Annotated in this window: 20 protein-coding genes and 1 riboswitch; of the genes, 6 read left to right on the top strand and 14 right to left on the bottom strand. The window is 28.8% G+C overall.

The window, feature by feature from the left end; genetic code table 11:
- Positions 1-76: 76 nt before the first annotated feature.
- Positions 77-2,329, bottom strand: coding sequence for a formate C-acetyltransferase (pflB, locus tag NQ543_RS01835; RefSeq protein WP_039903616.1), 2,253 nt, complete (start codon positions 2,327-2,329; stop codon positions 77-79).
- A gap of 445 nt (positions 2,330-2,774) precedes the next feature.
- On the opposite strand from pflB, the gene NQ543_RS01830 reads away from it, so the two are divergent.
- Entirely contained in the window at positions 2,775-3,473 is a 699-nt protein-coding gene (locus NQ543_RS01830; protein ID WP_004609023.1) for a BglG family transcription antiterminator, read from the top strand.
- A 776-nt stretch (positions 3,474-4,249) separates the two neighbouring features.
- Here the strand turns inward: NQ543_RS01830 and NQ543_RS01825 are convergent.
- The 6 genes from NQ543_RS01825 to clpB form a co-directional block, all read right to left on the bottom strand.
- Entirely contained in the window at positions 4,250-5,701 is a 1,452-nt protein-coding gene (locus NQ543_RS01825) for a UDP-N-acetylmuramoyl-L-alanyl-D-glutamate--2,6-diaminopimelate ligase (RefSeq protein ID WP_004609022.1), read from the bottom strand.
- Positions 5,701-6,987: a tRNA (N(6)-L-threonylcarbamoyladenosine(37)-C(2))-methylthiotransferase MtaB gene (gene mtaB / locus NQ543_RS01820; protein ID WP_004609021.1), complete on the bottom strand. Its 1,287-nt coding sequence runs from the start codon at positions 6,985-6,987 to the stop codon at positions 5,701-5,703. The genes NQ543_RS01825 and mtaB overlap by 1 nt, the downstream gene beginning before the upstream one ends.
- 8 nt (positions 6,988-6,995) lie before the next feature.
- Positions 6,996-7,763 carry a hypothetical protein gene (locus tag NQ543_RS01815; protein ID WP_004609020.1) on the bottom strand — a complete coding sequence of 256 codons (768 nt, stop codon included), beginning with the start codon at positions 7,761-7,763 and terminating at the stop codon, positions 6,996-6,998.
- Complete coding sequence (locus NQ543_RS01810; RefSeq protein ID WP_004609019.1) at positions 7,760-8,500, bottom strand: RsmE family RNA methyltransferase; 741 nt, start codon at positions 8,498-8,500, stop codon at positions 7,760-7,762. Before NQ543_RS01810 ends, NQ543_RS01815 begins: the two co-directional genes overlap by 4 nt.
- A gap of 81 nt (positions 8,501-8,581) precedes the next feature.
- Positions 8,582-9,400: a YhjD/YihY/BrkB family envelope integrity protein gene (locus tag NQ543_RS01805; RefSeq protein ID WP_039903615.1), complete on the bottom strand. Its 819-nt coding sequence runs from the start codon at positions 9,398-9,400 to the stop codon at positions 8,582-8,584.
- Between the two features lie 89 nt (positions 9,401-9,489).
- The gene (gene clpB / locus NQ543_RS01800) at positions 9,490-12,054 is read right to left on the bottom strand and encodes an ATP-dependent chaperone ClpB (RefSeq protein ID WP_004609017.1); all 2,565 of its coding nucleotides are present in this window, start codon (positions 12,052-12,054) and stop codon (positions 9,490-9,492) included.
- A gap of 164 nt (positions 12,055-12,218) precedes the next feature.
- Positions 12,219-12,324, top strand: a riboswitch (TPP riboswitch).
- 91 nt (positions 12,325-12,415) lie between these two features.
- On the opposite strand from clpB, the gene thiM reads away from it, so the two are divergent.
- From thiM to thiD, 4 genes are read left to right on the top strand one after another with little or no spacing between them, the layout of a single operon-like run.
- Positions 12,416-13,237 (top strand): hydroxyethylthiazole kinase, encoded by an 822-nt coding sequence (gene thiM, locus NQ543_RS01795; protein WP_004609016.1) that lies wholly within the window; start codon positions 12,416-12,418, stop codon positions 13,235-13,237.
- Complete coding sequence (thiE, locus tag NQ543_RS01790; RefSeq protein ID WP_004609015.1) at positions 13,224-13,862, top strand: thiamine phosphate synthase; 639 nt, start codon at positions 13,224-13,226, stop codon at positions 13,860-13,862. Before thiM ends, thiE begins: the two co-directional genes overlap by 14 nt.
- Complete coding sequence (locus NQ543_RS01785) at positions 13,859-14,536, top strand: HAD family hydrolase (RefSeq protein WP_004609014.1); 678 nt, start codon at positions 13,859-13,861, stop codon at positions 14,534-14,536. The genes thiE and NQ543_RS01785 overlap by 4 nt, the downstream gene beginning before the upstream one ends.
- A gap of 4 nt (positions 14,537-14,540) precedes the next feature.
- Positions 14,541-15,326, top strand: a complete 786-nt coding sequence (thiD, locus tag NQ543_RS01780) for a bifunctional hydroxymethylpyrimidine kinase/phosphomethylpyrimidine kinase (RefSeq protein ID WP_039903614.1) — start codon at positions 14,541-14,543, stop codon at positions 15,324-15,326.
- A 63-nt stretch (positions 15,327-15,389) separates the two neighbouring features.
- On the opposite strand, the gene NQ543_RS01775 is transcribed toward thiD, so the two are convergent.
- The 4 genes from NQ543_RS01775 to nagE all read right to left on the bottom strand — a co-directional run bounded on the left by NQ543_RS01775 (position 15,390) and on the right by nagE (position 23,672).
- Positions 15,390-15,935 (bottom strand): rubredoxin-like domain-containing protein, encoded by a 546-nt coding sequence (locus NQ543_RS01775; protein ID WP_039903613.1) that lies wholly within the window; start codon positions 15,933-15,935, stop codon positions 15,390-15,392.
- A gap of 232 nt (positions 15,936-16,167) precedes the next feature.
- On the bottom strand, positions 16,168-21,132 hold the full coding sequence (locus NQ543_RS01770; RefSeq protein WP_004609011.1) for a beta-N-acetylglucosaminidase domain-containing protein: 4,965 nt from the start codon (positions 21,130-21,132) through the stop codon (positions 16,168-16,170).
- A gap of 230 nt (positions 21,133-21,362) precedes the next feature.
- Positions 21,363-22,208 (bottom strand): PRD domain-containing protein, encoded by an 846-nt coding sequence (locus tag NQ543_RS01765; protein WP_004609010.1) that lies wholly within the window; start codon positions 22,206-22,208, stop codon positions 21,363-21,365.
- Between the two features lie 6 nt (positions 22,209-22,214).
- Positions 22,215-23,672 carry an N-acetylglucosamine-specific PTS transporter subunit IIBC gene (gene nagE, locus NQ543_RS01760; RefSeq protein WP_039903609.1) on the bottom strand — a complete coding sequence of 486 codons (1,458 nt, stop codon included), beginning with the start codon at positions 23,670-23,672 and terminating at the stop codon, positions 22,215-22,217.
- Between the two features lie 216 nt (positions 23,673-23,888).
- Here nagE and NQ543_RS01755 point away from each other — a divergent pair, with 216 nt between their 5' ends.
- Complete coding sequence (locus NQ543_RS01755; RefSeq protein ID WP_039903607.1) at positions 23,889-24,374, top strand: PTS sugar transporter subunit IIA; 486 nt, start codon at positions 23,889-23,891, stop codon at positions 24,372-24,374.
- Between the two features lie 17 nt (positions 24,375-24,391).
- Here NQ543_RS01755 and NQ543_RS01750 read toward each other — a convergent pair whose 3' ends face one another.
- From NQ543_RS01750 to rsgA, 3 genes are read right to left on the bottom strand one after another with little or no spacing between them, the layout of a single operon-like run.
- Positions 24,392-24,988, bottom strand: coding sequence for a thiamine diphosphokinase (locus NQ543_RS01750; RefSeq protein WP_004609007.1), 597 nt, complete (start codon positions 24,986-24,988; stop codon positions 24,392-24,394).
- Positions 24,985-25,626, bottom strand: a complete 642-nt coding sequence (gene rpe, locus NQ543_RS01745) for a ribulose-phosphate 3-epimerase (RefSeq protein WP_004609006.1) — start codon at positions 25,624-25,626, stop codon at positions 24,985-24,987. Before rpe ends, NQ543_RS01750 begins: the two co-directional genes overlap by 4 nt.
- Entirely contained in the window at positions 25,619-26,476 is an 858-nt protein-coding gene (gene rsgA, locus NQ543_RS01740) for a ribosome small subunit-dependent GTPase A (RefSeq protein WP_004609005.1), read from the bottom strand. The genes rpe and rsgA overlap by 8 nt, the downstream gene beginning before the upstream one ends.
- Position 26,477: the final 1 nt, after the last annotated feature.

Here is a 26,477-nt window from a genome sequence, read left to right as displayed (position 1 = left end):
ATAATTTGATAAAATATTTATTTTCATTAAAACAGCCTCTTGATTAAAGAGGCTGTTTGATTAATTCAAGAAATTATTACATTGATTTATGGCAAGTTCTTGAAATAACATCTAATTGTTGTTCACGAGTTAAATCGATAAATTTAACAGCATATCCAGATACACGAATTGTAAAGTTTGCATATTCTTCTTTTTCTGGATGTTCCATAGCATCGATTAATTTTTCAGTTCCAAATACGTTAACGTTTAAGTGATGTGCACCTTGATCAAAGTATCCGTCTAATACTCTTGCTAAAGTATTTTTACGTTCTTCATCATCATGACCTAAAGTATCAGGACTAATTGTTTGTGTATTTGAAATACCATCTAATGCCCATTCATATGGTAATTTAGCAACAGAGTTTAATGAAGCTAATAAACCAGATTGTTCAGCACCATAAGCTGGGTTAGCACCTGGTGATAATGGTTCACCAGCTTTACGTCCATCAGGTAATGAACCAGTAGCTTTACCATAAACAACGTTAGAAGTAATTGTTAAGATAGAAGTAGTTGGTTCTGAATTACGATAAGTATGATGTTTTTTGATTTTTTCTAAGAATGTTTGTAATAACCATACTGCAATATCATCAGCACGATCATCATCATTACCATAACGTGGGAAATCTCCTTCAGTTTCATAATCAACTACAACGCCATCTTCATCACGAATTGTTTTAACTTTTGCATATTTAATTGCACTTAATGAGTCAACAACATGAGAGAATCCAGCAATACCTGTAGCAAATGTACGTCTTACATCAGTATCAATTAATGCCATTTCAGCTGCTTCATAGTAATATTTATCATGCATATATTGAATTAAGTTAAGTGTATTTACATAAATATCAGCTAACCAATCCATCATTTGATCATAAGCTCTCATTACTTCATCATAATCTAAATATTCAGAAGTGATTGGACGATATTCTGGAGCAACTTGTGTCTTAGTTTTTTCATCGATACCACCATTGATAGCATATAATAAGCATTTAGCTAAGTTAGCACGAGCTCCAAAGAATTGCATTTCTTTACCAGTTTGAGTTGCAGATACACAACAGCAAATTGAATAATCATCTCCCCATACTGGACGCATTACACAGTCATTTTCATATTGTACTGAACTTGTATCAATTGAAATTTTTGAAGTATATTTCTTAAAGTTTTCTGGTAATCTAGAAGAATATAATACTGTTAAGTTTGGTTCAGGAGAAGGTCCCATATTTTCTAATGTGTGTAAGAAACGGAAATCGTTTTTAGTTACCATTGAACGACCATCAGAACCAATACCAGCTACTTCCAATGTTGCCCAAACTGGATCGCCTGAGAATAATTGATTATATGATGGAATACGTGCAAATTTAACCATTCTACATTTCATTACAAAATGATCGATTAATTCTTGAGCTTCTTCTTCTGTAATAACTCCAGCTTCTAAATCTCTTTCAATATAGATATCTAAGAAAGTAGAAACACGTCCAACTGACATAGCCGCACCATTTTGAGTTTTAATTGCAGCTAAATAACCAAAATATAACCATTGAACTGCTTCATGAGCATTTTTTGCAGGTTCAGAAATATCATAGCCATAGATTTCAGCCATTTTTTTCATACCATTTAATGCTCTAATTTGTTCAGCGATTTCTTCACGACGACGAATGATATCTTCTGTCATTGAACCACTACCACAAACAGCTAAATCATGTTGTTTAAATGCGATTAATTCATCAATACCATATAAAGCAACACGACGATAATCACCAACGATACGTCCACGTCCATAAGTATCTGGTAAACCAGTAATAATTTTATTACGACGAGCTAATCTAATTTCAGGTGTATAAACATCGAAAACTCCTTGGTTATGAGTTTTATGATATTCAGTAAAAATCTTGTGTAATTCAGGATCTGGTGTATATCCATATGTTTCACAAGCTTGTTCAGCCATTTTGATTCCACCAAAAGGCATAAATGCTCTTTTTAATGGTTTGTCAGTTTGTAATCCAACTACCTTTTCTAAATCTTTAAGTTCTTCATCAATATATCCAGGACCATAAGAAGTTAACCCAGAAACAACATGTGTTTCCATATCAAGAACTCCACCTTTAGCACGTTCTTCTTTTTGAAGTTCTTGTAATTTCCCCCATAATTTATTTGTAGCTTCTGTAGGACCAGCTAAGAATGATTCATCACCATAGTATGGTTTATAGTTATTTTGGATAAAATCACGAACATTGATTTCTTCTTTCCAAAGTCTACCTTTAAAACCATTCCATTGTTCTTTTTTTAACATGTCTTTTTTTCCTCCTCGAAATTTTAAATAACTGTTAGTTAAGCTTTTACAAAGTTTTAAATAATAGTCAATCGTTTTGCAAGGGATATCATTTAAACTATTATTGCCACTCGTCACAAAGCATTAATATTTTAAGAATAACACACACTATATAGGAAAAATATATCTTCCTCTGTTATCCACGCTTGCATTATATTATATTTTGTTTTTACAATTCAAGTAGTTTGCACCAAAAAAACAAATTATTTTCTACAAATTTAATTTACCTCATAACAAGCATTAAAATCGATACCTGATTAACGCTTACAAAAAAGATTTTATTGCATCATAATTTTAAATATTATTGCTAATTAACTTAGCTTTTTAAAAAAATAAATAAATTTAATAGTAGATTTTTTTTTAAAAATATTATATAGTTATAGCTAAGTTATCAGGAGGAATAAAAATGACTTCAACATCCAATACAAATATTGATTTTGAACAAATTCAAACAATTATTTCAAATATTATAAAAAATACTATAGATGACCTTAAATTGACACTTTCTACTAATTCAATAAAAAATTTAGCTGTTCATTTAAGCATTGCTATTATCAGATTACAATCTGATAGTTATATACCTTTAAGCAATGGACAAATTGCTTCATATAAACAAGAAGATAGCTATACTTGTGCAAAAAAAATATGTAATCACCTTTCAAAACAATTCAATATCGAATTCCCAGAAGATGAGATATCTCTAGTATCGATGTATTTAACTAAAAATCAAAAATTAGATTTAGAAATAAACTCTGGATATGATTTATTAGATGATAGTATCTATAAAATCATTGATGAAACAATGACTTGTATTTATAAAGAATATAATAAAGACTTTAGAAAAGATGATAAACTATTTGTTGCTATTGGATTACATTTGGAACCTGCACTTGAAAGATTATCAAATGTCCAAACTATTAAGAATCCTTTGAAAGATGAAATTATTAGACGTCATCAAGAAGAATTTAATTATAGTAAGGTTTTAAATAAAATTATAAAACAAGAAACAAACTTATCATTTGATGATGATGAATTAGCATATATCACATTACACTTTGTAGTAGCTAATAATAAAATGAATAAACTTTATAAAACAAAAGAATAAGTGATAATATAAGGGCTGTAACGAATAAAGATTTTTAATCTTTAGACGTTACCCCTTTTTTTACCTAAAATAATATATTTAGATAACTTTTTTACTTTACATGTTTTTATTTAGCTTTTTAGAAAATTGATATTTCCTTCTTTTTCATCTTTTTAATGTAATCTGTAAATCATATTAAAGCCATAGCCTCTATCTCTATGATGGCAGTTAAAATACTTTGAAGTATTAATTCCTTTCATAATTTCTACGAATGATATCTTGAATCATCTATAAGAACAACTGTAAAAAATCTTGTGAAAATTTTTATTAAAATGTATTATAATAAGAATTTTTAATCAATTAATTTGGTTCCATTATTTTTATATTTTATATAATCTAATTATATCAAAAATAGCACTTATGCTCATTTGAGTTTAAGTGCTATTTTATATAAATCACTATATCCTTTTACTTACAAATAATAATCTTAATTTTCTTACTACCAATTTCAAATCATTAATATTATAAATACTGCCCAAAACATTTATCTTAACTTATTCTAGCTATCTTTTTCATTAATGTCACAATTTCAACTGTAATACTATTATCAATTACATTTTTTATTAAAAAGCTTTAACAATACCAGTATTAGTACCTAACGAAAAGCTAATAACGATGCATAGCTTAACATCAGAATCAAACACTTTTTATAATAACTAACCCATACCGGATCAATGTATATTCAAGCAATATTTTTTTGCATTATTAATGAGTTTACCAAGTATATGATCTTATTATTAATCATTTTCTCCATATATACGTTCAATTGCTTCTTTTACAATTGTACTATCTCCTGGATAATCGACATGACCTACTTCAAGTGAAATAAATTTTTCATGTCCTTTACCCAAAATCAAAATAATATCATCCTTACAAGCTATTTCGATTGCTTGTTCGATGGCAACTTGTCGTGAGGGAATAATAACACTACTAATATCAACTATTTCTGCTTGAATTGTTTTACAAATATCATAAACATTTTCACCTCGATCATCTAATTGTGTTAATATTACATGATCTAGATACTTATTTGCAACTTTACCTATTTCTCTACGCATTTTATAATTTCGTTTCCCTGGTGCCCCTAATACAGCTATTAAACGTCCTTTATTTTGTCTAACACTATCTACAAACTCAAAAATTTGTTCATAATTATTAATATGCTGACAATAATCAATAATTACCGAAAAATTCTGTTTAGCTTTAATTAATTCCATTCTTCCTTCTACCGGCTTTACTTCCTTTACTGCCTGTAAAACCATTTTTTCATCACATCCCATTGCGATTAAAGTACAAACTAAAGCTAAAACATTATAAATATTAAACTTTGCTAATACTGGTGAAGATACGTGATAAGTGTTTCCTTTAAAACTCAAATCAAATTCACTATGATCTAAAAATAGCCTAAAGCTTTTAGCCATCACATCACTTTGATTATTAATTCCATATGTTAATATCTTCCCTTTAGTACTATTTTTAATTCTTAAAAAATTTTCATCATCACTATTTAAAACTACCCATCCACTAGGTTTAATCATTTCAAATAATTTTTGTTTAGCTAAAATATATTGTTCTCTAGTACCATGAAAATCTAAGTGTTCAGCTCCAATATTAGTCATTACCGCAACACTAAAATTTACACTATCAACCCTTCCTAATGCTAAGCCATGACTCGATGCCTCCATTGCTACAACCTTTACACCACCACGATTCATCTTATACAATTTACGTTGCAAATATAAAGTCTCTGGTGTTGTATATGGACAATCTTCTTTAAAACCATTATACTCAAGCGAAATAGTACCGATATAGCCAGTATTACAATATCTAGACATTGCATCCTTAATCATAGAGGCTACCACTGTTTTCCCACTACTTCCAGTAACACCTATTATTTTCATTTTATTACTAGGATAGTCATAAAAAATATTAGATACACGATTTAACTCTTCTAAAGTATTTTCAACTAAAATATAGATAATCCCATTTTTCTTTTCTAATAATTCTTTAGAATGAACAATTACTTTAGCACCTTGAAAAATCGCATCATCAATATATCGATGACCATCTACACTTAATCCTTCTATACAAAAGAAAATTGAATAAGGTTTAACATAACGTGAATCACTATGAATTGAATAAATTTTCATATCATTATCAATATCATACAATTCATTCAAACGCTTCATTAAACTACACTTCCTTCCAATATCCCTTCATAATTATTAATTTTAACTTCAACAATTTCACCGATCAAATTATCAGTAGTTTTTACTTTAACTTTTAAATAATCACTAGCATGACCTACTAGATAATCACCATCTCTCTTTTCAAATAATACTTTTAAAATCTTACCTATTTGTTTTAAAGCAAAATCACGATTTAATTTCTTTGATAACTCTAACAATCTATTAACTCTTTCATGTTTAATTTTATCATCTACTTGATCTTTCATCTTAGCTGCAGGTGTATTTCTACGCAGTGAATAAGGGAATACATGTAATTCACTATAATTAACTTCTTTAATAAAATTATAAGTCTCTTCAAATTCCTCGTCACTTTCACCTGGAAATCCAACAATCACATCCGTAGTAAAAGCAATATTGGGTAGATAATTACGAATTTTATTAATTTTTTCTAAATATTGACTTGTTGTATATTTACGATTCATTCTCTTTAATGTAGCATCACAACCTGATTGTAATGGAATATGTAAATGATCAACAATTATATCATTAGAGCCAATCAAATTAATTATTTCATCACTAATCTGACTCGTCTCAATTGAAGATATTCTTAATCTTTTAAGACCATCTATTTTAACCAAATCAACTAATAAATCATAAAAACTATAATTATCCAAGTCTTCTCCATACCCTGCTGTATGAATTCCTGTCAAAACAATTTCAACATAACCATTAGCCACCAGGGTTTTGGCTTGATTTAAAACACTATCTTTATCCCTTGAGCGAACCCTACCCCGCGCATATGGGATAATACAATATGTACAAAAATTATTACACCCATCTTGGATCTTTAAAAAAGCTCTAGTATTTTTAAAACGATCAATATTTAAATCCTCAAACTTTTTCAAGTTCATAACATTATCAACTTTAATAACCGGTTTCCCTGTTTTCAAATATTCATCAACATATTTAACAATATCTTTTCGATGTTGAGTTCCTAAAACAACTCCAACCCCTTCAATTTGTTCAATTTCTTCTGGTGCTATTTGACTATAACACCCAGCTACACACACTGTAGCTTGAGGATTTTTACGAATTGCTTTACGAATCATCTGTCTTGATTTACTATCACCTGTATTAGTGACAGTACATGTATTTATTACATATACATCTGCAATTTCTTTAAAATCAACTTCTTGATAACCTGCTTCGTTAAATATTTTTAACATTGCATTTGATTCATATGTATTTACTTTACAACCTAATGTATGAAATGCTATTGTTTTCATTTACTCACCTATTTTAATTTTCTTTTTATTTTTTTATGGGTCTTTTCCCCAATTAATTCATGTTCATATAAATATTCTAAAATATTTTCATCATCTTCTTGCTTAATAATTTTATCAATTACATCTTTAATATTTTGTAAATCAGGATATTTTTTTGTATACTTATCAACTAAACATATTTCATTTACTATTTTATTATTCTTAAATTGATAAACCACTTTAAAATCATCATGATATAAATATTCATTTTCTTGATCTTTACCCACTAGCTGTAAAGAAGAAAAATCTGATTCATATGGTTGCATATCATATAATTTAATAAAAATATCAATATCTTTAGAAAAATCATTAATATATTGTATATGATGTTTTAATGTTACCAACATATAATCATTAAGATAATATTTATTTATAAATGGCTCTAAGTATGGTATATGGATAATTTCCTTACTATTACGATCAACAAAATTTATGAGATCTTTTGTAATCTTATTTATATCATACTTAAAAATACTTTGTCGTTGTTTATAATTGATATGTTCAAATAAATCATAGTTATTAGCTATAAAATTATTATAACATTGATCAATTTCTTTTTTTGCTCTAATACCTTTTAAAATAACTTCATAAGCAAATAAATCCCATGGATTTTTAACTTTATAAACGAAACCTTCTTGTTCAATTTCTTTACTACCATTATTAACAAATTCAAATAATTTCGTTTTATTTAATTTCACTTCATAACGATACTTATATAATAACTTTAATACTTTCATTTACCAATCTCCCTAGCAAAACCAATAACACTTAATAAGTACAATGGTGCAGTTTCGCTTCTTAAAATTCTTTTTCCTAAAGAACAAGCATTTATATTCATTGATTCCATCATACTAATTTCTTCATAATCAAAACCACCTTCACTGCCTACAATAATTGTTATTTTATCACCAGGATTCAATTGTTTCAAACATTCTTTTAATGCAAAATCGGTATCATTTTTTGCCTTTTCTTCATAGGCAACTAAATTATAGTCACCTAAATATTCTTTAAGTTCATCTAATTTTATTACATTAACTATTTCTGGAACTTTATTTCTTCTTGACTGTTGCGTAGCTTCTTTTAAGATTTTTTCATAACGAGTTAGTTTTTTAGAAAATTTTGCTTTATCACTTTTAACAACACATCGTCTTGTAATTAAAGGAACAATTCTACTAACTCCTAGTTCTGTTGTTTTTTGTAAAACCAATTCAAATTTATCACCTTTAGGTAAAGCATAAACTAAAGTAACCTCAACATCCAATTCATTATTTTCATCCAATTCCTCAACAATCTTGATCAATCCTTGATCCAAATCATCTAGTACACAAAGATAAACCATACCATTTATATCAATACAAATAATCTTTTCACCATTTTTACTTCTCATAACATTTTTCAAATGATGTAAATCATTACCTGTTAATATCAAACAATCTTTATCTTTTAAATCTTCATCTATAAAATATCGCTGCATAATATTCCTCCGCTACCATTCTAACATGTTTAATACACGGATAAAAGAATTTTAATCTATCAATAAAAAATAGACTTTATACTAAAGTCCATTTTTTAAACTATTTATAAATTTAATAACTTTTCTAATTACCCAACTACCACTATTATAATACCATGATCCCTTATATTCAGGTTTTTTTACATATTTAGTATATTCATGATTCAAACAATATCCAAAATAAATAATACTAGAAATTAAATAAATTGAAATTAATAAAACTACAATGCTAGCTAATGGTCCATACAAAACATCATATCTTGTATAATTATCTATAAAATATATAAATCCGATACCAACAATCATTATACCGATACATGTAAATAACGAACCAACTATTCCATAAGTAATAAATCTTTTTTCAAAAGATAAAAAACGATAAAAAAAATAAAACAATACCAAAAAACCTATTCCAATAACAATTATACTTCTTGTAAAATAATTAATAAATGCCAATAATATTAAGCCTATAATCAACGATATAAACATTATAATTGCTTTAATTCTAATCAAAATATTATAAGTATTAAAATCTTCATCATCCTTTGAAATCAACATAAATGAATAAATTGCATTACTAGCTAAATAAATTGATAATCCCATCGAGATTATTAACGATAAATACGTATCATAATGTTTTGATAAAACATATTCGATAAACGGAGAAATTAATTCTTTTGGTAAATACCAATATAAAAACTCAACTAATTTAGGATTATTTAATATTTCATTTTGAAAAATTCTCAATACAATAATCAAACCTGGTAACAATCCTAGTAACATACAAAAACTAGAAGAGTAACGAAATAAATTTCCTTGAGATGAAAAAAATTTTATAACAACCCGTTTAAATCTATGCATTATGACACCTCGATATCATTATTTATTTATATTTTAACCAGCTTATAAAAAAATAAACAAAGGCTAGAAAGTTACTTTCTAGCCATATTTTAACTAATTAATTTAAATCCATCATCATAATCAACAGTTACGGTACTTCCATTTTTTATTGTTCCTTTAATCATTTCACGAGCAATTAAAGTTTCAATATTAGATTGAATAAATCTCTTTAATGGACGAGCTCCAAATGTCACGTCATAACCATATTCACTAATAATTGCCTTAGCACGATCAGTTACATTAATAGTTATCTTTTTATCCTCTAAACGATGTGATAATTGATTAATGAATTTATTAATGATTTTGTTAACAACACTTTGATCAAGAGAATTGAAGTAAACAATTTCATCAATACGATTTAAAAATTCTGGTTTAAAATGATTTTTTAATTCATTATCGATTGCTGCTCTAGTTTCTTCATTATTTCCTTCTAATAAATAGTTGGAACCAATATTTGATGTCATAATAATGATAGTATTTTTAAAACTTACCAAATTACCTTTAGAATCAGTAATACGTCCATCATCTAAAACTTGTAATAAGATATTAAACACTTCTGGATGTGCTTTTTCAATTTCATCTAATAAAACAATACTATACGGATGACGACGTACCGCTTCAGTCAATTGCCCGCCTTCTTCGTAGCCTACATATCCTGGTGGAGCTCCTACTAAACGAGATACACTAAATTTTTCCATATATTCTGACATATCAATTCGAACAATATTTTTTTCAGTATCAAACAATTGTTCAGCAAGTGATTTTGCTACTTCTGTTTTACCTACTCCCGTAGGTCCTAAGAATAAGAAACTTCCAATTGGACGGTTTTCATCATTAATACCTGCACGTGATCTTAAAATTGCATCAGTAACTTTTTCAATTGCATCATCTTGTCCAATAACTCTAACTTTCAAAGCTTCATCTAGGTGTAATAATTTTTCACGTTCAGATTCCATAAGTTTATTTACAGGTATACCAGTCCAACGAGCAATTACTTCGCTAACTGTTTCTACAGTTACTTTTTCCTGTAATAAATCATCTTCTTTTTTAGATGCTTCAAATTGACTTATTTCTTTTTCAATTTGAGGTAATGTTTGATATTTGATCTTAGATGCTTCTTCTAAATTACCTTCTGTTTGATATTTTTCTTTTAACGCTTCTAAACGAACTTTTTGATCTTTTAATTCTTTAATATGATCCAAAGATTTCTTTTCTTCTTGCCATTTATCACTTAAACCTTTTACTTGTTCATCTAATGAAGCAATACGACTTTTTATTTCATTTAAACGCTTTTCATTATCTTCACTTTTATCCTCTTTTTCAATTGAAATACGTTCCATTTCCAAACGATTTTTCTCACGTGTAATCGTATCAAGTTCCTCTGGCAAAGAATCAATTTCCATACGAATTGAAGCACATGCTTCATCAATTAAATCAATTGCTTTATCGGGTAAAAAACGATCAGTAATATATCTTTGTGACATATTTACAGCACCAATGATCGCACTATCAGTTATTTGAACTCCATGATGTGATTCAAATGAATCTTTTAAACCACGTAAGATTGCAATTGTATCATCTTGATCAGGTTCATCAACTTGAACTTTTTGAAATCTTCTTTCTAACGCTACATCTTTTTCAATATACATACGATATTCATCTAAAGTTGTTGCACCAATACAGTGAAGTTCACCACGTGCTAACATCGGTTTCAATAAGTTTGCAGCATCCATTGCCCCATCAGTTTTACCAGCACCAACTAATTGATGAATTTCATCGATAAATAAGATAATATTTCCTTCTGCTTTTTTTATTTCATTTAAAACAGCTTTTAGACGTTCTTCAAATTCTCCACGATATTTAGCCCCTGCAACTAATGCACCTAAATCCAATTCATATAAAGTTTTATTTTGCAAAGAAACTGGTACATCGTTTTTAAAAATACGCCATGCTAATCCTTCTACAATCGCAGTTTTACCAACACCTGGTTCTCCAATTAAAATCGGATTATTCTTAGTTTTACGTGATAAAATCTGAATCACACGACGAATTTCTTCATCACGCCCAATGACTGGATCAAGTTTACCATCAGCTACATCTTTAGTTAAATCACGTCCATATTTTTCTAATACTTCATATTGATTTTCAGGATTTTGATTATTTACCATATTTCCACCCCGCATTTCATCAATAACTTTCTTTACATCTTTTCGATTTAAATGAAATTCATTTAATAAATCTTTGACCCATGAACTATTCAAATCAAATAAAGCCATGATCAAATGTTCTACACTTAAATACTCATCTTTAAACTTAGACATTTGCTTATCAGCCAAACCAAATAACTGATTTAAATCATAAGAAAGACGTATGCTATTTATATCCACATTATTTACAATCGGCTTATTTTGCAATCTTGCAGTTAAGCTATTTTGTAATCTAGCAATATCAACATTACATTTTACTAACACACGATACATAATACCCGCATTATCTTCTAGTAATGCTAATAAAAAATGTTCTACATCTACTACTTGATGATTCATTTCACTAGCCATTTTAATAGCTTTTTGAATCGCCTCTTGCATCTTAGTTGTCCACTTTTCAATGTTCATTGTCATCACTCCTTTAGCACTCTATCTATCCAAGTGCTAATTATATTATACACAAAATTCTAGCACTGTCAACACCTGAGTGCTAAAAATATTTTATTTTTATCTATCTACTAATATTTTGTTTACTTGATATTTTTTTACATTCAAAGTAAAATTAATATGACAACATTATTAAGGGGAGCTTGTTGTACAGGCTGAGAGGAAGGTATTACCTTCGACCCATAACCTGATTTGGATAATGCCAACGTAGGGATAAAATACACTATAATTTTAGTGAGTATATCTGTTTGGTATGCTCATTTTTATTTTATTGCTAACCCTTATATAATTTTGTCAAAAATAGATTATATGGAGGTAAAATATGCTTGGGGAAAAACTAGAAAATGTAAGAAAACTAAATCCGTTAGTACATAATATTACTAATTATGTAACTGTTAATGACTGTGCAAATATTTTAATTGCCTGTGGTGGAGCACCAATTATGTCAGATGAAATTGAAGATGTTAAAGAAATTACATCAATTTGCTCAGCACTAAATATTAATATTGGAACACTTAATCACCTTACTATCCCTTCAATGCTTGAAGCTGGAAAAATTTCTAATAAATTAAATCATCCTATTTTATTAGATCCCGTTGGAGCAGGTGCATCTACATATCGTACCAATACTGCCAAAAAATTAATTGAAGAAATTAAATTTTCTGTTATTCGTGGAAACATTTCAGAAATCAAAGCATTGGCAGGAAATAATTCTGCAACTAAAGGCGTTGATGCTAATGAAGATGATGCAATAACTCTTGATAATATTGATCAAATTGTATCTTTTGCTAAAGAATTCGCTAAAAAAACTAATTCCATAATAATTATTACTGGGGCTAAAGATATCATTGCAAATAATGAGATTGCTTATGTTGTATCGAATGGTCATCCTATGATGAGTAAAATTTCCGGTACGGGCTGTATGCTTAGTGCAATGACTAGTGCTTATATTGCTGCTAATCAAGACGATATGATTGGAGGATGTCTATCTGCAATTTGTGCTATGGGAATTTGTGGTCAAAGAGCTTTTGATAAATTACAAAAAAATGAAGGAAATCTTACTTATAAAAATAAAATTTTCGATGAAATTTTTAATTTAACTAGTGATATTTTAGAAAAGGAAGCTCAATATGAAATTAAATAATAAATCTCTTTTACTATATGCTGTTACTGATCGAAGATGGAGTTACAACGATACTTTTTACAAACACATCGAAGAATCTCTTGAAGGTGGAGTAACTTTTCTTCAACTTCGTGAAAAAAATTTAGACATAGATTCTTTTTTTAAAGAAGCTATTAAAATAAAAGAGCTTTGTAAAAAATATAACGTACCATTTATTATTAATGATAATGTTGAAATAGCTTTAAAATCTAATGCTGATGGTATTCATGTTGGGCAAGATGATATGGGTGTAGAAGAAGTACGAAAACTAATTGGAAAAGAAAAAATTCTCGGTGTTTCTGTTCAAACTGTAGAACAAGCACTTCTTGCACAAAGCCAAGGTGCTAATTATTTAGGAGTTGGATCAATCTTTACAACAACTTCAAAAGATGATGCAAAAAGCGTAAGTATTAATACATTAAAAGAAATTTGTAATGTTGTTAATATTCCTGTAGTTGCAATCGGTGGAATTGATGAAAATAATGCTAAACAACTCTCTAAAACTGGAATTAGCGGTATTGCTGTTATTAGTGCCATATATGCAAACAAAAATATAAAAAATGCAGCAATGAAACTTAAAGAACTTATTGAAGAGATAGTAAAATGATAATTACTGGTGCAATTTTTGATATTGATGGTACACTTATTGATTCCATGAAAATTTGGGATAATTTAGGTGAAAGGTACTTACTAAAACTTGGTATTCAACCTGAAAATAATCTTTCAAAAGTATTATATCCAATGACTTTAAATGAAAGTTGTCTTTATTTAAAAAATCATTACTCTTTAACTTATTCAACAGATAAAATAGAACAAGATCTTTTAAAAATCTTAAATGACTTTTATTATTTTGAGGTTCCCTCAAAAAAAGGAGTTAATAATTTTTTAGCAACACTAAAAAAATTAAATATACCCATGGTTTTAACCACTTCAGGCAACAAAGATTTAGCTATAGTAGCTTTAAAAAGGTTAAATCTTTTAAAATATTTTAAAGCCATTTTTACATGTGATGAAATGCAAACAACAAAAAAAGAGCCTTATATTTTCGATAAAGCTGCTCATTATATAAATAGTAAACCTCAACATACATTAGTTTTTGAGGATAATTTAGATGCGATAAATACCGCAAAAGAAAATGGATTTATCACTATCGCAATAGAAGATACATTTAATATTTATAATAAAGAAATTTTTCAAGCATCTGTAGATTATTATTTAGATGACTTTAGTAATAATGAAATTTTTACAAAATATTTTAAAAATAATATACGAGAGGAGTAAGAATATGAAAACAGCATTAACAATTGCTGGAAGCGATTGTTCCGGCGGTGCAGGAATCCAAGCGGATATTAAAACAATGTCAGCTCATTATATTTATGCAATGAGTGCAATTACGGCATTAACTGCTCAAAATACATTAGGAGTAACTGATATCCTAGAAGTTTCTCCATCATTTCTTTTAGCACAACTTGATGCGATATTTACAGACATCTTTCCTGATGCAGTTAAAATTGGTATGGTTTCTTCAGCTAAACTAATTGAAGTTATTGCAGAAAGATTATGCTGCTATAAAGCACAAAATATTGTAGTTGATCCTGTAATGGTTTCAACATCTGGTTCAAAGTTAATTCAAGATGATGCCTTAGATGTTCTAAAGGAAAAACTATTTCCTATTGCTACAGTCATTACACCTAATGTCTTAGAAGCAGAAATTCTTTCAGATATTAAAATAGATACTAACCTTGATATGGAAAACGCTGCAAAAAAAATTGCCAATAATTATAATTGCTCCGTTTTAATTAAAGGAGGGCATAATATCAATGATGCAAATGATTTCCTTTTTAAAAACGGAAAAGGATATTGGTTCTATGGTAATAAAATAGATAATCCTAACACACATGGTACAGGTTGTACACTATCTTCAGCTATTGCATCTAATCTTGCTAGTGGTATGGAACTTAAATTAGCTGTTGAAAATGCTAAAAAATATATCTCAGATGCTCTTTTAAGTCAACTTAATTTAGGAAAAGGATCAGGTCCATTAAATCACTTTTTCATTTTTGATAAATAAAAAATAAGAAATACTATCTACTATAAATGTAAATAGTATTTCTTTTTATTTATTAAACAATTATTATTTTCCAAAATATCTTTCAAGTAAACCTTGGAAAGCTTTACCATGTCTTGCTTCATCACGTGCCATTTCATGTACAGTATCATGAATAGCATCTAAGTTAGCAGCTTTAGCTTTTTTAGCTAATTCAGTTTTACCCATAGTAGCTCCATTTTCAGCTTCAACACGCATTTCAAGATTTTTCTTAGTAGAATCAGTTACTACTTCTCCTAATAATTCTGCAAATTTTGCAGCATGTTCAGCTTCTTCATAAGCTGCTTTTTCCCAATATAATCCAATTTCAGGATATCCTTCACGATGTGCAACACGTGCCATAGCTAAATACATACCAACTTCAGAGCATTCACCTTCAAAATTAGCTCTTAATTCTTTTTTAATTTCTTCATCTACATCTTTAGCTACACCAACAACATGTTCAGAAGCCCAAGTCATTTCTCCAGTTTGTTCTACAAACTTATCAGCACCTACTTTACATACTGGACATTGTTCAGGTGCTTTATCTCCTTCATAAACATATCCACATACAGAACATACAAATTTTGCCATTATAATTTCCTCCATTTTATATTTTTATCGTTATCGATAACGATTACTAATATTAGTATACTATTTTTTTTATAAAAGTCAATACAAATAAATAATTAAAATATCATTTTTTATGTCAAAAATAATCTTCATTTCGACAAAATATACCATATTTATAATTATACTCTCTCTAAATTTTATGTCCATTAAAGAATCAAAAAACGGTTATGAAAATTCATAACCGTATAGCGTATTAATCTTCTTTTTTTCTAAGTACTGTATATCCAGCTACACTTAATAATGCGATTGTTGCAAACATTCCCGCTAAGCTTTCATCTCCAGTTTTTACACTTGTAGTTGTATCACCATTATTTACTGGTGTACTTACTGTGTTATCAGTTGTTACTGTTTGTAATCCGGCAATTGCTTTGGCTAGAACATCTTTTGCATTGTCTACTTCTTCTTGTGTTGCATTTGGATTTTCATATACTGCTTTTGCTTCATTTAATGCTTTTGTTAATCCATCAAATGTTGCTTTTGTATAATTTGCACTATTTAATCCATTTGCTTGATTGATTAAGTCTTCTAATAAGCTCTTATCTGGAATTAATCTTAAGTTCAAGAATGCTGTTACTAATTCACTGTATGCACTGTTTACTTCTTCTTGCATTGCATTTTCATCGTTATATACAGCAATTGCTTCATTTAATTCTGTTTCAAATGCTGTCCATGTAGTTTCTGTATATTTAGCAGCTTCTAATCCGCTTACTTTATCGATGAATGCTTTTAATGCTGTTTTATCTCCTTTTACAAAGTCTAACATATGCATTGCATTTGCAAGTCGATCAAATGCATTATTTACTTCTTCTTGAGTTGCGCCTCTATCACCATAAATAGCATTAGCTTCATCTCTTGCTGCTTTGAATTCATCAGCTACTGCTGGTACAACATTAGTTAAATCTTCATCAGTGATTGCATTTGCTAGATCAATTGCAATTTTTAATGCTGTTTTATCAGCTTCAACACTAGGAACTAAGTTTTCTACAGCTGTTTGTAAATCAGCTAGTGCATTATCAATAGCTTTTTGATTACTGTTATTATTAGCTAATACTTCATTAGCAGCAGCTAATTTTTCAGCAAATACTTGATAAGATTCTGGTGTATATTCATCTTCATCAATATTTAAACCATTAATATATTCTTGTAATACACTACGATTTGGTAGTAATGCATCATCATTCATAAGGACAATTTCAGAAATTGCCGGAACACTATTTGCATCCCATTCAATTTTTAATTCATAAATATTTTCCCAGAATGGTAAATAAATTTCATTTAATGATTTATTTAAAGTACCTATTTGTACCCATTCTCTAGCACTTTCACCATCAACTAAAGCTAATAACTTAGCATTGCTAACAGTACCTGTTTGAATAATATTTATCTTAGTTACATCAAGTTTTTCAGAAAGTGTATAACTAATATATCCTGCTTTAATAGTATCAGGACGATAAGATGTTGATAAATTACCATCAAACATATCTTGGGGTTCAAATCCTTGTTTTTCAATAGCACTTGAACTAAATGTTGGATCGTTAATTACAGGTACATATTCACCATCATTAATAACGATTTCATTAAATAATACTGCACGTTCTGTATTAGGAGCAGTCATAACAATTTTAATATAACGTGCCTTAACACTATCAGCACTACCTTCAACATAAACTTTATTTGGATAAGTTGTAGAAGCTTTATAACCTGCATCAGAATTTATACAAGTAACATTCGCTTCATCAACATTTTCTATACCATCACCAATTGTAATAACTTTTGTCCATTCGTCTAAATTATCAGAAACAAAAATTTCAGCATCACGAATATAATTAACTGCACTATCTTGACAATACATTGCTAATTTATTAATAGTTCTTTCTTGACCTAAATCATAAATAATATATTGTCCTTTTTCAACAGTAGAACCAAACTCAGTAGAAGTGTCCATATCACCATCAAATGCAGCTCCATTTTCACGACTATCTTCAGCCACCCCCCAGCTTGGATCAACACCAATATCAGAATCTAATAATAATGGTGCAGAGATTTCATTTGAATATACTTCAAATTTTTCAATTCCAAATGTAATTGAATCTGCTGTTTTATTTATTAATCTTACATATCTAGCATCTGGTAAATCAGTACTACTTGCATCAACATCTACCCAATCAACATAATTTTTTGATACTTGTAATGTTAATGCATCTCCACCTACTAATTGTAAATTAATATTAGATAAATCTCTAATTCTTGGTAAAATAATTCCTAAATATTCATTTTGATTTAAAGTTGCTGATTCAACTGTTGCAACTGAAGCAACACTTGTATCAATCTTAGTTGCAATTTCTTTTAAACTATCGTTGTTTGTATCAACAAAAGTATCATTTGGTCGATTGACTCTAAAATCAGACATCTTTAACCATACATTCTTAGGTTGGGTATTTCTAACTCTTACATAACGAGCTTTAATACCTGTTAAATCAGCAGTCACTGTTTTCTTTTCAAGATTTTGTGTATAGCTTTCAAATACAGTATAACTTTGCCCGTCTGTTGAATATTCTAAGTCATAAGCATTCCAGTAATCGTTTCCACTATTACCCATGATAAATCTTACAACTCCTAGAGGTACAACTTCTCCTAAGTCAAGCCCTACATAATCTCCAACTTTAGTATTTTGGTTATACCATGTAAATGTATTATCATCATCATCAAGCATATTTGCTTCACCATATGATCCATAAATACCATAATTTGGTGATTTAATTACAGTACCTGAATATTTTTCGCCAGTACTTTCATCAACACCTTTTCCATTTACAACAATATCACGAATACCTAACCAAGTATTAGCTTTATCAGCAGTAGCAATCATTCTAATTCCTTTTACATCTTTTAAATCAAGATCACTTATAGTAACTTCTTGTGGTAATTCATATTCTTCACCATTAACATCTTGCCAAGTTTTTCCATCAGTTGTATATTCAACCTTCGCTTTAGCAAATGTATCTCTTAAGTTACCACTTTGTCCTAATCTAAAAGTAACACTGTTAACATCAATTGCCTTACTATAACTAATACCTACATATGTTCCAGTAGAAATAGTATTTGGACTCTTATATGTTAATTCAGTAGATGCATTATTATCTAATGCACTTTTAGTAGAACCAGTTGGTGTATCAGTACGATTTGTAATAAATGTAACAATTTGTTGATCTGGATTTACAATAGTACCTACTTTAACAGATAAAATTGTATCTAAGTTTTGCATAAATGGATAGATATATTTTCTACCTACTTTTGCATATTCAATATGATCAACGTAATTAAATCCATGTGTTCTAGATTTATCAAATTCTGCTTGACCTGTTGAGAATTTATCCCATATTTCATCATTATCAGCACCATTTTGTAATCCTTTTGCTGCTTCTAAATAATTGATAATTGCTTCTGTTGTATCTTGCCAGCAATCTAACCAATAGATAATTTGATCTCTTGTTCTTTCATTACCTGGATTTTCACGATATGTGTTAGCGCTATCTTGTAATAGTTTAAATTCACCAATTAAATCATCTGCGCTAGCAGTAATATCACTACCTGAATTCAAAGCATTGATGAAACTTGATAATCTATCTTTTAATTCAATTGATTCTTCATTACCAATTTGTTGAGAATTCATCATGTGTTTACTTAATTCACGTAATGCGATAGAAGCAGGTGTATCTTCGATAGTTCCATGATCCATATAATTAAATGAATCATGCCAAACTTTTTCGTAATGACTTGCCTCTTCCCAAATATTCCATGCATAATCTGCATTAGTAAATAATGCTTCTTTACTTGGTTCAGATTGTTGCATTGGATTTAAAACAATACCTTCTACAGTTTCTGGGCGAACATTTGGTTTTAAAACAGCTTCAGCTCCACCCATAATTAATCCATCTTTAGTATTATCACTACATGGCCAATTAATCCACATATAAGCTGGGCGTCCCATATTACTATAAAACTGTTCGTTGAAGTTTGGACCAACTTCTCCCCAAACTCTACCACCTGTTTGGATAATACTTACAGAATCTGGTAATTGTTTTAATGTTTGCATTTGTGCACTAGTACCAAATCCTGTGTAATCATTTGGACAGAAAATCATATCTGATTTTAACCCTGATACAGTTGCTTGTTTTTCAATTAACCAGTTTGTTAAATCTGTCATCAAACGCACATAGCATTGAGCACCTTGAGCAGGAACAGCTGCATCATCTGCTAAAATTGCAAATTGTTTAACTCCTGCACCCATCAATTGTTCAAATTTTGTTTTGATAACATTTAAATCATTTTGATAGTTTTCTTCAGTATCAAATCTGATTGGATTATACATAAATGTATGTAATGCATAAACATAGTAACATTTACTTTTATTACCAGCTTCAGCTAACTTACGAACTTCAACTAGTTCATCTTCAGTATATAAACCTCTCCAATTTGAATTATGTTTTGGATCATCTTTTGGAGCATAAATATATTGATTTAATTTATAATCTCCTCCAAAAGTCATTAAATCTGCACGATCTTCATTAGACCATGGATTACCATAATATCCTTCAATAAATCCACGTCCTTTTACATCGGCATAATCATTGATTTTTAATTCTAAAATGTTATTATCTTTAATTTGATTAAAGATATGTTTTAGAGATGTTATTCCGTGGAAAGCTGCATCAGTATCTCTACCTAATACTGCAATAACATTGTTATCAACATTTAGAATATAAGAATCGCTATGAGTGAATAAATCTTCACTATCAATTAAAGCATTGTCTTTAAAATATTTATCAGCATAATCATCTGAATTATAAGTCCCAACAATCAAGTTTGTTTTACTTTCATCAATTGCATCACTTACTGTATTTGTTTTTTCTAAAATATTTAAAACATCTACAGCATGATCTTTAGTAAAACTATCAATAGCATCACCATACACAACATTAACATCATCAGAAATTGCAAACTCACTATCATCATATACAACTTCATGAGGTGTTGGATAAATTGTGTATTCAGACACTTCATTTTCAGCATTTACTGGTTGTAAAATTACCAATGAACTAAATGTCATTGTTAAAGTTAAAACAGCAGCCAATACTTTTTTAAACGTTCTTTTCATTCTTTTCCCCTTTCCCGTAAATTTTAGATAAAATTAGTCCACGTTTACTAATCATCAAAACCCACGTATTATATAGGATTATCATAAAATTAACTACAAATTTTATATTTTTAGATATTTGTAAATTAAAAACAATCCTACCATATTTATTATATCATCATACATAGTCATGTCAAATAAGCACAAAATAAAAAAACGGTTCTTTACCGTTTAAATATTTTATAAAATTACTAATTATTAGTATTGGTATTCTTTTTTATATGAATACAAAGATATGTCTGTTCATCAGGTGATAAGTCATAATTATATCTTTCTTTAATCAATTTAACAATTCTATTAATGCACAAAGCTAACCTAGCATCTTCCTTAAGCATTTCACGAATATCAGAAGTAGTATCTACGACACTACTAGCATCATCCCGAAAAATTCTTTCTGCTAAAAATTTAAGATGCGTGGAAATACGAGTATAGCCAATTGAATCCTCTTCTAACTCCACTTTCATTGTCTTTTTTATCAAATTCAAAACTTCTTTTGTAAGAGTAACAATTTTCATAGCATTATTTGCATTATTACTAAGTGAAAAATTAACTAAATGTAATGCTAAATACCCTGCTTCATCTTCATCTAAGCGAATGCCTATTTTATTTTCTATATAATTCAATGCCCATAATCCTACTTTATATTCTTCTTTATATATTATTTTTGTTTCATTTAAAATAATGTTTGGTAAATAAATATTTTCTTTTTTTCTTTTAACTGCAAAAGAAAGATGATCACTTATAGCAATAAAAATCTCACCACTAAAATCAACTTTTAAATCTTTCACTGCTTTAGAAACAATTTTATGTGCTATTTCATAATAAACAGCAGGTACTTCTGCAATAGACTGTTCAAAACGCTTTTTTTGGTCATCTTTAAATAAATATGTTTTTTCTATTTTAGTTTGATCAACTAAATCACCCGCTTTTTTTTGAAAGCCTATTCCTGAACCTGTTAATATAATATCTCCCAAGTCATCAGAAATCGCTGCTACACTGTTATTGTTAAAAACTTTTAATATTTTCAACTCAATCACCTCTTACTACATTAAAATATCATTTATTGAATCAACAATAAAACCAACTTTAGTTCCAATAATAATCTGAATACTATTTTTTCCAACCTTTACTATTCCAGTTGCTCCAGTTGATAAAATTTGTTGTTCATTTACCAAATCAAGATTTTTTAATTCTACCCTTAACCGTGTAATACAGCTATCAACATACATAACATTACTACGCCCTCCCAATGCTTCCAATAAAATAATTGCCAGTTCATCATAATCATCACTAACTAAAATAACATTAGATTCATTTTTATTAATTTCTTCTACAGAGTCATCAATTTCTCTTCCTGGTGTCATAAGATTATAGCGAATAATCATAAATCTAAAAATACAATAATAAATAATCCCACATATAACTCCTAAAGGTATTAACATAAAAATATTATGTGCATAAGGTGAGCGAATGCTTAAAATATAATCGATTAACCCTGCTGAAAAACCAAATCCCGCTATCCATTGAAATAATGCAGCAATAAACATCATTATTCCTGTCATTAGAGCATGTATAACATATAAAATTGGCGCGACAAACATAAATGAAAACTCTAATGGTTCGGTTACTCCTGTCAAAAAAGATGCAAATCCTGCTGATAATAAAACAGCTACTACCTGTTTTTTCTTTTCTGGTCTTGCACAGTTATAAATTGCAATTGCTGCAGCCGGTAATCCAAACATCATCACAGGAAAAAATCCTGCTTGATACATGCCTGTTTCTCCTACTACACTTCCAGGTATTGTTCCCCAAAATTTTCCTATATCATTAATTCCTGCACTGTCAAACCAAAATACAGAATTCAATGCATGATGTAAACCTGTTGGAACTAATAATCGATTAAAAAATCCATATAATCCCGCACCAATCGGTCCTAAACCAGATATTGCTTCGCCAAAACTAATCGACATACTATATAAAGCTGGCCATACAACCATCAATATTCCTGATATCAAAAGCATCATTACTGTTGAAATAATTGGAACAAAACGCTTCCCTCCAAAAAATGATAAAGCCATTGGTAATTGAATTTTTGAAAAATGTGTATAATTAAATGCTACAACCAATCCCACTAATATACCAACCAAACTATTTGCAGAATTCTCAAAGGCTATCGGAACTTCTTCAATAGGAATATCTCTAATTAAAGAAACTGTTTCAACAGATAATAATCTAGCTACTACTAAATACGAAACAACTGCACATAAACTTAGAATCGTATCTTTTTCTTTTACCATCCCTACAGCTACACCAATCGCAAAAAAAAGTGGTAAATTATCTATTATTGCTGAACCCGACTCAATCAAAAAAGCAGAAATTAAATTATTGCTACCCCAACCAACAGGATCAATCCAATAACCAATTCCTTTTAATAAAGCTGCTATAGGCATTACAGAAACCGGCAACATTAAAGATTTTCCTAATCGTTGAACATAGCTCATAGTCTCCCTACCTTTCCAACTTATCATCTACTCTTATCTTTGAAAATTATACCCTTTAATATCAAAATATGTCAACAAAAACAATAATATCAAATAGATAGTTGACAGCAACAAAATTAAAAGATAAAATTTAAATATAATGTTACTATTAAATTAGGCATTAGCAGTTATTACTCATAACAGCTAATGCCTTTTATTCTAAAAGAGGTGGTTATCATGGATATATTATCAAAATTTATTTCTCATAATAAAACTAAATATATATGTGCTCCAGCAACCGGTAAAATAGTCCATTTACAATTCTTAAATGATAAAGCTTTTTCTAATAAATTGATCGGTGATGGTCTAGCTATCGAAATAAATTCAAACTGTATTTATTCTCCATGTAAAGGAAAAATAAACATAATTGCCCCGACTAAACATGCATTTGGTATCATTACTGCAGATGGTGTTGAGATTCTAGTACATATCGGTATACAAGCTTTAAAACCAGATCCTTCAAATTATATATATCACATAAAAGTCGGGGATGAAGTAAATATTGGTACACCAATTGTAAAATTGAGTGATAAATTATTAAAAAAATATAATTACAAAATAATAACTCCTGTTGTTATTTGTAATTATCACAATCACCCCATTAAAACAATGACCACTGCCTCATCAATTAAGAGTGGCAAAATCATCTATACATACAAATAACTGTTGAAAATCAACAGTTATTTGTATGTATCTTTAGTTCTAATTAAAATAACATTTTCACTATTTTTTATATATGCAAAACCATCAATCACTTGATTAGAAACACATAATGGATCATCATGCTTTAAATAATAATTATCTAATTGGTATTGAGCATGCTTAATATCAATATAACTACCATTACATGCAAATAAAGAAAAATATTTATATTCATCTCCATAAACTTTATGTCTTCCCGGCTTTAAAAGTTCAATAATATTTTGATTATCAATTATTCTAATTTTTATATCTGAATATTTTTCAAGTAAACACATAGCTCCAAAAAAATGATCTAATCGTCCTCCAGTAACACCATAAATATCAACTTCATCATAACCTTTATCAATTACATACTCAAGTGCTGCATGTGTATCTGTAACATCTTTTCTTGTTGGCAAACGCTCTATTTTTAAATTCGATAATAAATTTTCATCTCTAATTGAATCAAAATCACCAATTGCATAAATTGGTTTTATTCCTTGATCAATTAAAACTTCAATACCACGATCAACTCCAATATAATCTAAAGAAATATCAATTTCTTTAGCCATGGCACTACATATTCCTATTTTCATTTCAACGATTCAATTGCTTTAGTATAATCATCACTATTAAAAACATAGCTTCCAGCAACAAGTACATCAACACCTGCTTGTCTACATAACTTAGCAGTGGATTCATTTATTCCGCCATCTACTTCAATTAAATAATGATAATTATTTTCTTCTCTAAGCTTTGCAAGTTTTGAAATTTTTTCTATTGCACTGTGATTAAATGTTTGTCCACCAAAACCTGGTTCAACTGACATTACTAAAACTAAATCTAACTGAGATAAAAATGGTTTTAGTACATCCTGGCAAGTATCCGGTTTAATTGCGATTCCAACATCAATATTATTATTTTTAATATGTTTAATTAATTTATTTATCTCATTTTCTTCAACAGCTTCATAATGAAAAACAATTAACGAAGCATTACTTGCAATAAAATTATCAACATATTTAAATGGATCACTAATCATTAAATGAACATCTAAATATTTATCAGTAACCTTACTAACATCTTTTAAAATACTATAACCAAATGAAATATTTGGTACAAAATGACCATCCATTACATCATAATGAATCCATTCAGCTACTTTAATTTTATCAATTTCTTTTTTTAAACATGCAAAATCCGCTGATAACAACGAAGGCGCAATTTTAACCATATTTACGTTCCTCTTTCTTTTTAACTTCTTGTAAACTTAATAAATAATGCTCATATCTCTCTTTAGAAATCATCCCATCTTCAACTGCCTTTTTTATTGCACATCTAGGTTCACTATCATGAAGACAACCTCTAAATTTACAATTTTGACTATATTCTTCAAAATCATGATATGCAACTGCTAATTGCTCTGGTGTCATATCTAATTCTAATGAAGAAAAACCTGGTGTATCACCAATATACCCACCATACATCTTGATCAATTCAACATGTCTAGTAGTATGCTTACCTCGTCCTAATGCTTTTGAAATATTATTTGTTTCTAAATTCAAATTAATATCTAAAGCATTTAATAAACTGCTTTTACCCACTCCACTTTGTCCAGTAATTACAGTTACTTTATCTTCAAAAATAGATTTTATTTCATCAATTCCATAATTATCTTTAGAACTAATTTCATAAACTTTATATCCAGCTTTTCGATAATCATTAACATAACTTTCGATACTGCCATCATCTAAATCCATTTTAGATAAAACAATTATTGGTTCAATATTTAAATGTTCCACTACCAATAAAAATTTATCCAATAATGTTGATGAAAAATCAGGTTCTTTACATGCACTTACTATCAATGCCTGATCAATATTACATATTGGGGGACGAACCAAGAAATTATTTCTAGGAAGTAATTTCATAATATAACCATCTTGATATTCAACAAAATCTCCTACAAGAGGTTTTATTTCATCTTTACGAAATTTACCTCTTGCACGACATTCAATAATATTATCATTATCTTCGACATAATAAAATCCCGATAAAGCTTTAACTATTCTACCTTGAAACATC

This window comes from Thomasclavelia spiroformis DSM 1552, assembly GCF_025149465.1.
Lineage (GTDB): Bacteria > Bacillota_I > Bacilli_A > Erysipelotrichales > Coprobacillaceae > Thomasclavelia > Thomasclavelia spiroformis.
The sequence above is the reverse complement of the archived record's forward strand: the minus strand, read 5'-3'. Positions and strand labels throughout refer to the sequence as shown.